Origin of the sequence: Streptomyces sp. NPDC017448, from assembly GCF_044330565.1 — a bacterium.
GTDB lineage: Bacteria > Actinomycetota > Actinomycetes > Streptomycetales > Streptomycetaceae > Streptomyces.
This window is the reverse complement of sequence record NZ_JBIRLM010000015.1, coordinates 37110-49311: the sequence shown is the minus strand read 5'-3', so window position 1 is coordinate 49311 and position 12202 is coordinate 37110. Positions and strand designations below refer to the sequence as shown.

The window sequence follows — 12202 nt, the reverse complement described above, 5'->3', positions numbered from 1 at the left end:
ACCCCCTACCCCGGTATCACTCCGCGGTTGGCTCCCCGGTGTGACGCCGCGTCACCCGTTCCCTTCCTACCTTCCTCCCGGCCGCACCGATCGGTGCGGAGCAGGAGAGGGAGGGAACCATGCGCCGATACGCGAGGGCTCTGGTCGCGTTCGCCCTGGCCGCCGGGGTGGCGGCGGGAACGACCGGCTGGGTGTCGGGGGATGCGCAGCAGCCGCTGACCGGGCCACCGCCGGGCAGTGCGCAGTGGCGGGCGGACCGGGCGCTGGGCACGGAGCTGCCCGACCCCGAGCGGTCGACGCCTGCCGAAGTCGCGGTGTTCTTCGCCGGGTTGAGCGCCGAGCAGGGCCGCCTCCTGGCCCTGCGGCACCCGTCCGTCGTCGGCAACCTCGACGGAGCACCGCTGGAGCTGCGCTACCGCGCCAACTCCCTCGCGCTGGCCGCCGAGGACGACCCCCGTTACCGTTCGCTCGCCGCCCCCGGCCGCCGCATCCTCGCGTTCGACCCGCGCGGACGCGGCCAGGCCGCCGAGGTCTTCGGCGACCTGCGCACGGCGTCGCGGGTCGCGGTGGTGGTGCCGGGGAACGACAACGACGCCGGGACCTTCGACCGGAGGACCGTCGCCCACGGGGCCCCGCGCGGCATGGCCAGGGCCCTGCACACGGCGGCCGGGCCGGGGACGGCGGTGGTCGCCTGGGTCGGGTACACCACCCCGGTGGGCGTCGGCCTCGACGCGGCGACCGGCGACCTCGCGGAGGCGGGGGCCGGGCGGCTGACCCGGTTCGCCGAGGGCCTGAGGGCGGACGGGCTCCCCGAGCCCGCCGTGTTCTGCCACAGCTACGGCTCGGTGGTCTGCGGTCTGGCCGCGCACCGGCTGCCCGCCACCGACCTGGTGGTCCTCGGCTCCCCCGGCATGCGGGCGGACGATGTCACGGGGCTGCGGACGAAAGCCCGGGTGTGGGCGGCCAAGGACCCCACGGACTGGATCGACAACGTGCCGAACGTGCGCTTCGCCGGCCTCGGCCACGGGACGGACCCGACCGACCCGGCCTTCGGCGCGCGGCGGGTGCCGGCGGACGGGGCCCGCGGCCACGCGGGGTACTTCGCGCCGGGAACGGATTCCCTGCGGGCCTTCGCCGCCATCGTGCGCGGCGACGCCGCCCCCGAGGGCGCGCGGGCGCCGGTGAGCGCTCGGGCCCGGCAGGACCGGCCGGCCCCGGGGGGCGCCCGCGCCGACGCGGGCGTACGGGCGCCGCAGAGCACACCCGGCGCGCCCCTCCCGGAAGGTGTCGCCCGATGACCGCCCTGTCGATGTACGCCGCCCGCGACCACGCCCGGCGGTTCGCCGCCCGTGTCGACGCCTCCACCCCCGCCCACCGCGACCGCGCCCTCGACGGGCTGCGGGCGCTGGCCCTGCTCGCCGTGCCGCTCGGCCACTGGATGCTCGGCGGGTTCCGGCTGGACGCCGACGGCCTGCACAACGCGAGCCCGCTGAGCACGTTCGGCGGACTGGCGCCCGCGAGCTGGGTCCTCCAGATGCTGGGGATCTTCTTCCTGGTCGGCGGGTACGCCTCGGTCCTCTCCTACCGCCGCCGGCCCTCCACGACCGGCGCCTGGCTGGGCGGGCGGCTGGCGCGCCTGGGCCGTCCGGTGCTCGGCGTGACGGCCGTCTGGGCGGTGCTGCTCTCGGTCCTGTCGTGGCTGGGCGTGCCCGGCGACACCCTGCGTACGGCGTCGACGCTGGTGATCCAGCCGCTCTGGTTCGTCGGGGTGTACGCCGTGGTCACGGCCCTCACCCCGCTCTGCGTCGCCCTGGCGCGGCGGACCGGCGGCTGGGCGGCGCTGCCGCTGGCGGCATCGGTCGCGGCGGTGGACTTCCTGCGGTACGGGCCGTTCGCGGAGGCGATGCCCTCCTGGCTGAGCCTGCTCAACCTCCTGCCCGGCTGGCTGTTCGCGTACCAGCTCGGCGTGGCCTGGGGGGAGGGCCGGATCGGGAGGAACGGGGCCCGGCTGCTGCTGGTCGGGGGCGGGGTGCTGTTCGCCGTGCTGCTGCTCGTCTTCCACTATCCGGCGTCGATGGTCGGGGTGCCGGGCGAGGCGCGGACCAACTCGCATCCGCCGTCGCTGCTGGTGGTGGCGCTGGCGGCGACGCAGAGCGGGGCGGCGATCCTGCTGCGCGACCGGCTGGGGCGGCTGCTGCGCAGGCCGCTGCTGTGGGCGCCGGTCGTGGTGGTCAACCTGTCCGCGATGACGATCCTGTGCTGGCACCAGAGCGCGATGCTGGCCGCGGCCGTACCGGCCTCGCTCGCCGGGGCCGGGGGCGTGGCGGTGGCGGGGCTGACGACCGCGCCGGAGACGGTGGGCTGGCTCCTCGCCCGCGCCGCGTGGCTGCCGGTGTTCGCCGGGCTGCTGGTGCTGATCGCCCGGTACGCGCGCCGCTTCGAGGCCCCGTGGCGGGCGGGCACCCGTGCCGCGAACGCCCGGCGCGCGCTGGCCGGGCTGCTCGCGGCGGGGTTCGCGGTGTTCGCGCTGGGGCTGGCGTGAGGGGGCGGCCCGGCCCCGGCGCCGTACGGAGGTCCGGCTCGGCGCCGTGCCTCCCGGGGGCACGGGTGCCGTGCCTACTCCCGCGCCGCCGCCGTGCTGCTCATGTCCGGGTAGCGGTCCCCCGCCACCCGGTCCGCGATCGGCTCCAGGGCGGCCAGTTCGTCCGCCGTCAGGGTCAGCCGGGTCGCCGCCGCGTTCTCCAGGAGGCGGGCGCGCCTGCGGGTGCCGGGGATCGGGACCACGTTCAGGCCGTGCACCTGGGCGCGCTGCTGGACCCAGGCGAGGGCCACTTGTGCGGCCGTCGCCCCGTGGGCGGCGGCGATCGTGCGGACGGGCTCCAGCAGAGCCGCGTTCGTACGGGCGTTGTCGCCGTTGAACCGGGGCTGGCGCCGGCGGAAGTCGCCCTCGGCCAGCTCCTGGCCCGCGTCGGTGAAGGCCCCGGTGAGGAAGCCCCGGCCGAGCGGCGAGTACGGGACGAACGTGACGCCCAGCTCCGCCGCCGCGCCGACGGCGCTCTTCTCGACGTCCCGGCTGAAGAGGGACCACTCCGACTGGAGGGCGGCGATCGGGTGCACGGCGTGCGCCTCGCGCAGTTCGGCGCCGGTCACCTCGCTGAGTCCGAGCTGCTTGACCTTGCCCTGCTCGACCAGCTCCGCCAGCGCGCCGATCGATTCGGCGAGCGGGACGGCCGGGTCGCGGCGGTGCATGTAGTAGAGGTCGATGACGTCGGTGTCCAGCCGGCGCAGGCTCGCCTCGACGGCGCTGCGGATGTAGGCGGGGTCGTTGCTGACGCCCCGGTGGAGGGGGTCGTCGGTGCGGACGAGGGCGAACTTGGTGGCGAGGGTGATCTCGTCCCGGTGGGCCCCGACGAACGGGGCGAGGAACTCCTCGTTGGCCCCGCGCCCGTAGGCGTCGGCGGTGTCGAGGAGGGTGACGCCCGCCTCCAGGGCCGCGTCGAGGGTGTCGCGGGCGGAGCGTTCGTCCGTCTCGCCGTAGAACTCGCTCATCCCCATGCAGCCGAGGCCCTGGACGCCGACCCGCGGTCCGCCCGCTCCCAGCTCCACCGTGGTGATCTTGTCAGTGGTCATCAGGCGCTGTGCCTCTCCGGCGCCCTGCGGGCGCCCGCATAGAACTCGATCTTGTGGTCGAGGACGGCGAGGGTGCCGTGGAGCTCCGCGATCCGCGCGATCACGTCGCGGCGGGTCGCCTCCAGCAGTTCACGCCGTGCCCCGAGGGTGGACTCGCCCTCCCGCAGCAGCTCCGCGTACCGCACCATGTCGGCGACGGGCATCCCGGTCATCCGGAGCTTGCCGACGAAGGCCAGCCAGGCGAGGTCGCGGTCGCTGAAGCGGCGCTGCCCGGTGTGCGAGCGGTCCACATGTGGCATGAGCCCGATGCGCTCGTACCAGCGCAGGGTGTGCGCGGTGAGCCCGGTGCGGGCGACGACCTCGCTGATCGTGTAGCTGTCCCGGCCCGCGGGGCGGGGGGAGGGAGCGGCCGTGCAGGCGTCCGCCGTCCGGGCGGGCCGCTTCCGCGCGGGCGTCGCGGGAGTGCTCCGGGAGGTTCCGTCGATCACCGTCATGCCCTCCACGCTAGATCCTTGGAGCGCACTCGAAGCAAGCGCGACCGGCGGTTCTTCCGGACCGGGCCGCCGACCGGGAAGGTCCCATATGTCGAAGATGAAGGAATGTTCATCCTCGCTTCATCTTCGTACTGTCCGGGACCGCCAGGGTGAACGCATGGCTTTCTCACCTCGTCTGGCGGCCCTGGCGGCCGTCGTCGCCGTGCCCCTCGGCATAGCGGCCACCAGCTACGCCATGACCGACACCTCGGAGGCGCCGAAGGTACCGCCCGCCGTCCGGCTGGAGGAGAGCCCGCGCGGCACTCCGCCGGCGAGCGGCGGCCCGGCGCCGAGCGGACCGGTATCGAGCGAACCGGCGCCGGGCGGACCGGTGCCGAGCGGTTCCGCCGCTCCGTCCCGTACACCCGACGGCTCCGTCGTCCCGGGCCCCTCGGCGGCCGACGACGACGATGACGACGACTTCGGTGATGACGGTTAGCCTGCCGAGGATCTCCGCCCGGGTCCGCATCCTGCTCTGGCTGCTGGTCGTGATGGCGGTCGCGCTGGGCGCGGTCGCCGTCACCGTGCGCTCCATCCTCCAGCGGGACGTGGACCACCGGATCAGCCAGCTGCTCACCCAGGAGACCGGGGAGTTCGCCAACTTCGTGCCGCAGGGCGTCGACCCGGAGACCGGCGGCCGGTTCGGCACGGCGGACCGGCTGCTCCGGATCTATCTGCAACGCCAGTACGCCGACCCCGACGAGGAGTTGCTGGGTCTCACCGGTCGCCCGGGCGACCGGCCCGACGCCATCCGCCAGCGGCGCGACCTCCCGCCGGACACCGCTCTGTGGCGGGACGGCGCGTCGCTCACCCGCATTCGCGCCTCCCCGGACTCCTTCGGGACGCTGGAGCGCCCGCAGGGCGAGGTGCGCTGGGCGAAGGTCGAGATAGGGCCGTCCGCGGGCGGGCCGCCCGGGGCGTTCGTCGTCGCCTTCCACCCGGAGCGCGAACGGGCCGTCGCCGACAAGACGTTCTGGACGCTGCTCGCCCTGTCGGGGGTGGCGCTGCTGATGACGACCGGGGTCGGCTGGGCCGTCGCCGGACGCATCCTCGCGCCCGTACGGCTGGTCCGGGCGACGGCGGCCGAGCTGACCGAGCAGGACCTCACCCGGCGCATCCCCGTGGAGGGCCGGGACGACGTCGCGGCCCTCGCGGAGACCTTCAACGCGATGCTCGACCGGCTGGAGCGGGCGTTCGCCGCGCAGCGGGTCTTCGTCGACGACGCCGGGCACGAACTGCGCACCCCGATCACCATCGTCCGGGGCCACCTGGAGCTGATGGGCGACGATCCGGCGGACCGGGAGGAGACGGTGCGGCTGGTCACGGACGAGCTGGACCGGATGAGCCGCATCGTCGAGGACCTGCTCCTCCTCGCGGGGGCCGAACGACCCGACTTCGTCCGCCCCGAACCCGTCCAGCTCGCGGAGTTGACCGCCGACGTCTTCGTGAAGGTGCGGACCCTCGGCGACCGGGAGTGGCAGCTCGACGGCGTCGCGGACCGCGAAGTACGGCTGGACCCGCAGCGGATGACGCAGGCGATGGTCCAGCTCGCGCAGAACGCCGTCCAGCACACCGTTCCCGGGCAGCGCATCCGGATCGGCTCCCGGTTCGAGGCGGGCCGGGAGGGGACGGACCGGCCCGGGACGGACCGCGTCGAGCTGTACGTCGCGGACCACGGGCCCGGCATACCGCCGGAGGACGCCGAGGTGATCTTCGAGCGGTTCCGGCGGGGCACGTCCCGGCGCGGCACCCGCACCAGCGGCGCGGGGCTCGGCCTCGCCATCGTCAAGGCCATCGCGGAGGGCCACCACGGACGCGTGGAACTCCGCCGGACCGAGGGCGGCGGAGCCACCTTCGTACTCACCCTGGAGACCGATTCATGAACCGCATCCTGATCGCCGAGGACGAGGAGCGCATCGCCTCGTTCGTCCAGAAGGGGCTGCGCGCCAACGGCTTCACCACCGTCGTCGCGGAGGACGGCGACCTGGCGCTCGGCCACGCGCTGACCGGCGGCTTCGACCTGATGGTGCTCGACATCGGGCTGCCGGGCCGGGACGGCTTCACCGTGCTGCGGGAGCTGCGCGAGGCCCGGGTCACCCTGCCGGTGATCGTGCTCACCGCCCGCGACTCGGTCCGGGACACCGTGGCGGGGCTGGAGGGCGGGGCCGACGACTGGATGACGAAGCCGTTCCGCTTCGAGGAGCTGCTCGCCCGGGTACGGCTGCGGCAGCGCACCGCCGCCCGCGCCCCCGAGGTCACCGTGTTGCGCAGCGGCGGCCTCGCCCTGGACCTGCGGACGCGCCGGGCCCGGGCGGAGGAGCGGACGGTGGACCTGACGGCGCGCGAGTTCGTGCTGCTGGAGATGTTCCTGCGCCACCCCGGCCAGGTGCTGTCGCGCGAGCAGATCCTGTCGCACGTGTGGGGGTACGACTTCGACCCCGGCTCCAACATCGTGGACGTGTACGTCCGGGCGCTGCGCCGGAAGTTGGGGGCGGAGCGGCTGGAGACGGTACGGGGCATGGGCTACCGGCTGCCGTAGGCCGCGGGCCACGCCCGGACCGGCGCCGGGGTCGGGGCCGACGCGCACACCCGGACCGGCGGCGGGCGGCGGGGCCGACGCACACGCCCGGACCGGCGCCGGGCGGCGGGGCCGACGCGCACGCCCGGACCGGCGGCGGGCGGCGGGGCGACCGGACGGCTGGGGGACCGGGCGGCCACGTGATCAGGCCACCCGACGGCGCGGTGACCGGGCAGCCGGGCGGCGGGGGCGGTCCGGCGGCGGGGGCAGTCCGGCGGCCGAGGGCGGCCGGGCGGAGATGAAAAGTCCTTCACCGGCCGCTCATCGACCGCTCACCCCGCCTTCCGAGGCTGTACAGCGTGCCTCTCCCCCTCCGGCAGACCGCCGGCCTCTGCGCCGTCCTCGGACTCTGCGCCCTCCTCGCCGTACCCGGCGCCGCCCCCGGCCTCGGCGTCGACGGGCGGCTCTCCCTCGCCGTCTTCGTCCTCGCCACCGCCGCCTGGATCGCCACCCCGGTGGACGACGCCTACGTCGCGCTCGGCGCCGGCCTGGCGCTGACGGTGACGGGGGTGATCAGCAGCGAGACCCTGTTCGCCACCTTGGGCGACGAGACGGTGTGGCTGCTGATCTGCGCCTTCGTCCTGGCCGCCGCCGTGACCCGGACCGGTCTGGCCGGCCGGGCCGCCGTCTTCCTGGTCGGCGGGGCCCGGACCGTACGCCAGCTGGTGCACCTGACCACGGCCGGCCTGGTCGTCACCGCGTTCGCCGTACCGGCCACCTCGGGCCGGGCCGCGCTCGCCCTGCCGGTCTTCCTGGCGCTGGCCGCCGCACTGCGGGAGCGGGCGCGCCTCGTCGTCATGCTCGCGCTCCTCTTCCCGACCGTCATCCTGCTCTCCGCCGTGGCGACCCTGATCGGGGCGGGCGCGCACCTGATCACGGTCGGGGTGCTGTGGGAGCAGACCGGGGAGCAGTTGGGCTTCGTGCGCTGGCTGGTCCTCGGGCTGCCGCTGGCGGTCGCCTCCTCCCATCTGGCCGCCGAACTGGTGCTGGTGACGACGGTCCGGCGCGCCGACCGCAAGGGTCCGGTCAGGATCACGGCGGCGCAGATCCAGGAGCACTCCGAGACGGCCGTCGAAGGGCCGTTCACCCCGGCGGAGTCGCGGTGCCTGCTGCTGCTGGCGACGGTGGTCCTGCTCTGGTGCAGCGAGCCGCTGCACGGGGTGTCGCCCGCCGTCGTCGCGCTCATCGGCGCGCTCGTGGCGACCTCGCCCGCGCTCGGCACCGTGCGCTTCAAGGACGGGCTGCGGACGGTCCCCTGGCCGCTGCTGCTGTTCATGGCCGCCACCATGGCGATGGGCGTCGCCCTCTCCGACTCGGGTGCGGCCGACTGGCTGGTGGGCTGGATACCCCTGGGGGCGTCCACGCCCCCGTGGGTGTTCCTCGCCGGTGTGGTCGTCGTCAGCACGGCCGCCCATCTGGCGCTCCAGTCGCGTTCCGCCCGGTCCTCCGTGCTGGTGCCGCTGGTGGTCGCGGCGGCGGCCGGGGCCGGGGTCAACCCGGTCACGGCGGCGCTGGCGTCCACGGCCGCCGCCGGTTTCTGCCACACCCTGCCGTCCTCGGCCAAGCCGGTCGCGCTCTTCGCGGACGTGCCCGGCACCCCGACGTACACCCCGCGCGACCTGCTGCGGCTGTCCGCCTTCCTCGCGCCGCTCACCGCCGCCCTCGTCCTCCTCTTCGCCCTCGCCGTCTGGCCGCTGCTCGGCGTGCCCGTCCTCCTGGAGACCCAGCCATGACCACGCGTACCCACCGCACCGATCGCCCCCACCGCATCGCCATCGCCCCCAGCGGGTTCAAGGAGTCCCTGTCGGCCGCCCGGGTCGCGGAGGCCATCGCCGCCGGCGTGCGCCGGGTGGCGCCCGATGCCGAACTCGACCTGATCCCCCTCGTCGACGGCGGCGAGGGCACGGCGGAGGCGCTGGCCCTGGCGGGCGGCGGCCGGCTGGTGCCGGTGACGGCGACGGGCCCGGTGGGCGACCCGGTGCCCACCCACTTCGCCCTGCTGGACGGGGCCGGCGCTCCGCCCGGTCCGCTCACCGCCGTCGTCGAGATGGCGGCCGTCGCGGGCCTCGCCCTGGTACCGCCGGACCGCCGCCACCCGGGCGCGACCACGACGTACGGGGTCGGCGAGCTGATCCGGGCGGCCCTGGACGCCGGGGCCCGGCGCGTCCTCGTCGGTTGCGGCGACTCCGGTACGTCGGACGGGGGCGCGGGCGCGCTCCAGGCGCTCGGGGCCCGGCTGGCCGACCGGCACGGCCGCGGGCTCCGGGCGGGCGGCGGCGCGTTGCACGAGCTGGAGCACATCGATCCGTCCGGCCTCGACCCCCGGCTGGCCGACGCCGAACTGCTCGTGGCCTGCAACCCGTACAACGTGCTGTGCGGGAAGCGCGGCGTGGCCCGGGTGTTCGGGCCGCAGAAGGGGGCGACCCCGGCGGAGGTGGAGCTGCTCTCGGCCGGCCTGGAACGGCTGGCCGCCGTCCTCACCCGGGACCTGGCCCCGCTCTTCGCCCGGCCGGCCGGCGTCCCCGTCGACCTGCGGACGTCCCCCGGCACGGGTGCGTCGGGCGGTCTCGGGGCCGGGCTGGCCGCCGTGGGGGCCCGCCTCCTCCCCCGTTACGACGTCCTGCTCGACGGCCTCGACCTGGACGCCCGCCTGGCCCGCGCCGACTTCGTCATCACGGCGGAGGGGGCGCTCGACCACCAGACCGTACGGGGGAAGATCCCGGCGGAGGTCGCCCGCCGGGCCCACGCCTCCGGGGTGCCGGTCCTGGTGCTGGCCGGGACGATCGGGCCGGGGGCGCAGGACGTACGGGCGGTGGGCGTGGACGCGTACAGCGCGATCCTGCCCGCCCCGATGACGCTGGTGGAGGCGATCGGCCGCAGCGGCGAACTCCTGGCCGACGCCACGGAACGCGCGATGCGCATCATGGCGCTCGGCACCCGGCTGGCCCCGATCGCCCCGCTGGCCGCGTGAGCCCGCCCGGGCCGGGACGCGGGGGCGCCACCCCGGGGCGCCGGGGGGCGGGGGCGCGGGGCCGGGGACCGGGCGTCCCGCACGGCCGTTAGGCTCGGATACATGGAGAGCCTGCGCATCATCGACACCTGGCCGGTCACCACGGCGGCGGCGGCCGTCGTCCGGGCGGACGGCACGGTCCTCGGCACGCACGGGCCGACCGGCCACCGCTTCCCCCTCGCCTCGGTCACCAAGCCGCTCGCGGCCTACGCGGCGCTGGTGGCGTACGAGGAGGGGGCCGTGGAGCTGGACGAGCCGGCCGGGCCGGAGGGCTCCACGGTGCGCCACCTCCTCGCCCACACCAGCGGCCTCGCCTTCGACGAGCACCGGGTGACGGCCCCGCCGGGCGAGCGCCGCCTGTACTCCAACGCGGGCTTCGAGGTGCTGGGCGAGCACATCGCGAAGGCGTCCGGCATCCCGTTCGCGGAGTACCTGCGCCAGGCGGTCCTGGAGCCGCTGTCCATGACGTCCACGACCCTGGACGGCTCCCCCGCCCGCGACGGCGTCTCCACCGTGGACGACCTGGTCCGCTTCGCCGCCGAGGTGCAGGCTCCCCGCCTGCTCGACCCGCGTACGGTCCTGGAGGCCCAGAGCGTCGTCCACCCCGGTCTCAAGGGCGTCCTGCCGGGCTACGGCCACCAGAACCCGAACGACTGGGGCCTCGGCTTCGAGATCCGCGACTCCAAGTCCCCGCACTGGACGGGCGTCTCGTCCTCCCCGGCGACCTTCGGGCACTTCGGCCAGTCGGGCACGTTCCTGTGGATCGACCCGGCGGCGGGTGCCGCCTGCGTCGCGCTGACGGACCGCGCGTTCGGCCCGTGGGCGGCGGAGGCGTGGACGCCGTTCACGGACGCGGTCCTGGCCGAACTGTCCTGACCCCTCCGCCACGGGACGGCGGACGCCTCCCGGGCGAAGGGGAACGCCCCCGTTCCCGCCGTGCGCATCGCTGCACCGCGGGAACGGGGGCGTCGGCTCCGCCGGGGCGGATCCTCAGACGATCCAGTGGTCGCCGTACCCGCAGGGGGCGATTTCGAGCCGGGCGTCGTTTCCGGCGGAGGCCCCGCCGGTCGGACGCAGGCACAGGTCGTTGCTGACGGCGTTGCGGATCCAGTTCGTGCCGTCGCCGCGGGGGTCGAGCCACCACAGCTGGTTGTCACCGGACGCGTTGCAGTGGAACTGCCCGATCTTCGTCCCCGCCGAACGGGCGTTGTAGTAGCCCAGGTCCAGGCAGAGCCCGTCCTTGCTGTTGCGGATCAGGAAGAGGGGCGCGTTCTGGGGGCCGCCGTCCTGGTCCACGATGTCGAGGTTCCACAGCTGGTTGTCGCCCGTCGTGCCGTTGCACGGGTACTGGTTGACGGCGTTGTTGATCTGGCCCTTGCCGTAGCCGCCGATGTCCACGCACTGGCCGGTCGACGCGTTCTTGATCACGGTGTTCTGGACCCCGGAGCGTCCGTTGGCCCACTGGCGGAGCTGCTCGGCCGGGGTCAGCGCCTGGGCCTGGGCCTTGGGCTTGACCTTGGGCTTGGGCTTCTCCTCGGCCTTGGACTTCTCCGGGGAGGGGCTCGGGGAGGGCGTGACCGTCTGCTGCTGGACCACGGGCCCGGCCGGTTTCTCCTTCTTCTCCTCCTTCTCCTTCTTCTCCTCCTTCTTGCTCGGCTTGGCGGAGGGGACCGGCGACTGGCTGGTGTAGGTCTCCGGAACCGGAGGACGTTCGCTGTCCAGCACCGTGCCGGCCGCGTTCTCGGTCCGGGTGCGCTCGGGTTCGCGGTCGTCCTGCCCCGCCAGCAGGAAGGGCACCGCGATCAGGATCGCGCCGACGATCCCGGCCGCCGCCAGCATCGGCTTCTTGGGCCGGCTGCCGGGCGGTTCGTCGCCCTCCTGCGAACTCGCGCCACCGCCGCCACCGGTACCGGTCGCGGCCGCGGCAATGCCCGGGACCGGGCCCCCGACGCCGGCGGTCGCCGGCTCCGCGGTGGGGACGGACGCCGACGACGTCGAGGCGGAAGCGGTTCGGGACGGTGCCGCGGCCCAGGAGGGCGCGGAGGAGGCGACGGGTTCGGCGGTGCTCTCCGCCTCTCCCCGGGGCGTGTTGGTACGCGCGGCAGTCGCCTCGCCGGCCTCCGCCTCGCCGCTCGTGCTCGTGGGCGGGTTCGTGGTCGTGGGCGCGGAGCCTCCGGACGCCGTGCCCTCCGCACGGGCGGCGGCCTCCGGGGCGGCTCCCGCGGCAGGCGCGGTCGTACCGCCCGGCCGCTCGCCGCCCGGGGTCAGAGCGCTGCCGGGGTCGCCGGGCGCTCCGGGCATGGCCACCGCTCGGCGTACCGATACCGATGGGCTCCCGGCGCTCCGGCTGGTCCCCTGACCGCCCTCGCCGGTGGACGTTCCCGACCGCGTGGGTATGCGGGGGGATGGATCACGGTCTCTTGCCACGTAAGGTCCTCACTCTTGTCGGGG

Annotated in this window: 11 protein-coding genes; 8 read left to right on the top strand and 3 right to left on the bottom strand. The window is 75.4% G+C overall.

Annotated features, from left to right (window positions below; genetic code table 11):
* The first annotated feature begins 119 nt into the window (after positions 1-119).
* Positions 120-1298: an alpha/beta hydrolase gene (locus ACH4K1_RS22985; RefSeq protein ID WP_398091150.1), complete on the top strand. Its 1179-nt coding sequence runs from the start codon at positions 120-122 to the stop codon at positions 1296-1298.
* Positions 1299-1309: 11 nt separating this feature from the next.
* Entirely contained in the window at positions 1310-2542 is a 1233-nt protein-coding gene (locus ACH4K1_RS22980) for an acyltransferase (RefSeq protein ID WP_398091338.1), read from the top strand.
* 74 nt (positions 2543-2616) lie between these two features.
* On the opposite strand, the gene ACH4K1_RS22975 is transcribed toward ACH4K1_RS22980, so the two are convergent.
* Both ACH4K1_RS22975 and ACH4K1_RS22970 read right to left on the bottom strand, forming a co-directional pair.
* Entirely contained in the window at positions 2617-3630 is a 1014-nt protein-coding gene (locus tag ACH4K1_RS22975) for an aldo/keto reductase (protein ID WP_398091149.1), read from the bottom strand.
* Complete coding sequence (locus tag ACH4K1_RS22970; RefSeq protein WP_398091148.1) at positions 3630-4124, bottom strand: MerR family transcriptional regulator; 495 nt, start codon at positions 4122-4124, stop codon at positions 3630-3632. Before ACH4K1_RS22970 ends, ACH4K1_RS22975 begins: the two co-directional genes overlap by 1 nt.
* A 157-nt stretch (positions 4125-4281) precedes the next feature.
* Between ACH4K1_RS22970 and ACH4K1_RS22965 the strand changes: the two genes are divergently transcribed.
* The 6 genes from ACH4K1_RS22965 (at position 4282) to ACH4K1_RS22940 (ending at position 10627) form a co-directional block, all read left to right on the top strand.
* Positions 4282-4602: a small hydrophilic protein gene (locus tag ACH4K1_RS22965; RefSeq protein ID WP_398091147.1), complete on the top strand. Its 321-nt coding sequence runs from the start codon at positions 4282-4284 to the stop codon at positions 4600-4602.
* The gene (locus tag ACH4K1_RS22960) at positions 4592-6046 is read left to right on the top strand and encodes a sensor histidine kinase (RefSeq protein ID WP_398091337.1); all 1455 of its coding nucleotides are present in this window, start codon (positions 4592-4594) and stop codon (positions 6044-6046) included. Before ACH4K1_RS22965 ends, ACH4K1_RS22960 begins: the two co-directional genes overlap by 11 nt.
* Positions 6043-6702: a response regulator transcription factor gene (locus ACH4K1_RS22955; protein ID WP_398091146.1), complete on the top strand. Its 660-nt coding sequence runs from the start codon at positions 6043-6045 to the stop codon at positions 6700-6702. The genes ACH4K1_RS22960 and ACH4K1_RS22955 overlap by 4 nt, the downstream gene beginning before the upstream one ends.
* 338 nt (positions 6703-7040) lie before the next feature.
* Positions 7041-8474: an SLC13 family permease gene (locus ACH4K1_RS22950; protein ID WP_398091145.1), complete on the top strand. Its 1434-nt coding sequence runs from the start codon at positions 7041-7043 to the stop codon at positions 8472-8474.
* Positions 8471-9712, top strand: coding sequence for a glycerate kinase (locus ACH4K1_RS22945; RefSeq protein ID WP_398091144.1), 1242 nt, complete (start codon positions 8471-8473; stop codon positions 9710-9712). The genes ACH4K1_RS22950 and ACH4K1_RS22945 overlap by 4 nt, the downstream gene beginning before the upstream one ends.
* Before the next feature lie 102 nt (positions 9713-9814).
* The gene (locus ACH4K1_RS22940) at positions 9815-10627 is read left to right on the top strand and encodes a serine hydrolase domain-containing protein (RefSeq protein WP_398091143.1); all 813 of its coding nucleotides are present in this window, start codon (positions 9815-9817) and stop codon (positions 10625-10627) included.
* 114 nt (positions 10628-10741) lie between these two features.
* On the opposite strand, the gene ACH4K1_RS22935 is transcribed toward ACH4K1_RS22940, so the two are convergent.
* Positions 10742-12052, bottom strand: coding sequence for an RICIN domain-containing protein (locus ACH4K1_RS22935; RefSeq protein WP_398091142.1), 1311 nt, complete (start codon positions 12050-12052; stop codon positions 10742-10744).
* Between the last annotated feature and the right edge of the window lie 150 nt (positions 12053-12202).

What these genes read in the sequence shown, in the direction of transcription:
- ACH4K1_RS22985 (WP_398091150.1), top strand. Translation starts at nt 120, where the DNA reads ATGCGCCGATACGCGAGGGCTCTGGTCGCGTTCGCCCTGGCCGCCGGG.
- ACH4K1_RS22980 (WP_398091338.1), top strand. Translation starts at nt 1,310, where the DNA reads ATGTACGCCGCCCGCGACCACGCCCGGCGGTTCGCCGCCCGTGTCGAC.
- ACH4K1_RS22975 (WP_398091149.1), bottom strand. Translation starts at nt 3,630, where the DNA reads ATGACCACTGACAAGATCACCACGGTGGAGCTGGGAGCGGGCGGACCG.
- ACH4K1_RS22970 (WP_398091148.1), bottom strand. Translation starts at nt 4,124, where the DNA reads ATGACGGTGATCGACGGAACCTCCCGGAGCACTCCCGCGACGCCCGCG.
- ACH4K1_RS22965 (WP_398091147.1), top strand. Translation starts at nt 4,282, where the DNA reads ATGGCTTTCTCACCTCGTCTGGCGGCCCTGGCGGCCGTCGTCGCCGTG.
- ACH4K1_RS22960 (WP_398091337.1), top strand. Translation starts at nt 4,592, where the DNA reads ATGACGGTTAGCCTGCCGAGGATCTCCGCCCGGGTCCGCATCCTGCTC.
- ACH4K1_RS22955 (WP_398091146.1), top strand. Translation starts at nt 6,043, where the DNA reads ATGAACCGCATCCTGATCGCCGAGGACGAGGAGCGCATCGCCTCGTTC.
- ACH4K1_RS22945 (WP_398091144.1), top strand. Translation starts at nt 8,471, where the DNA reads ATGACCACGCGTACCCACCGCACCGATCGCCCCCACCGCATCGCCATC.
- ACH4K1_RS22940 (WP_398091143.1), top strand. Translation starts at nt 9,815, where the DNA reads ATGGAGAGCCTGCGCATCATCGACACCTGGCCGGTCACCACGGCGGCG.
- ACH4K1_RS22935 (WP_398091142.1), bottom strand. Translation starts at nt 12,052, where the DNA reads ATGCCCGGAGCGCCCGGCGACCCCGGCAGCGCTCTGACCCCGGGCGGC.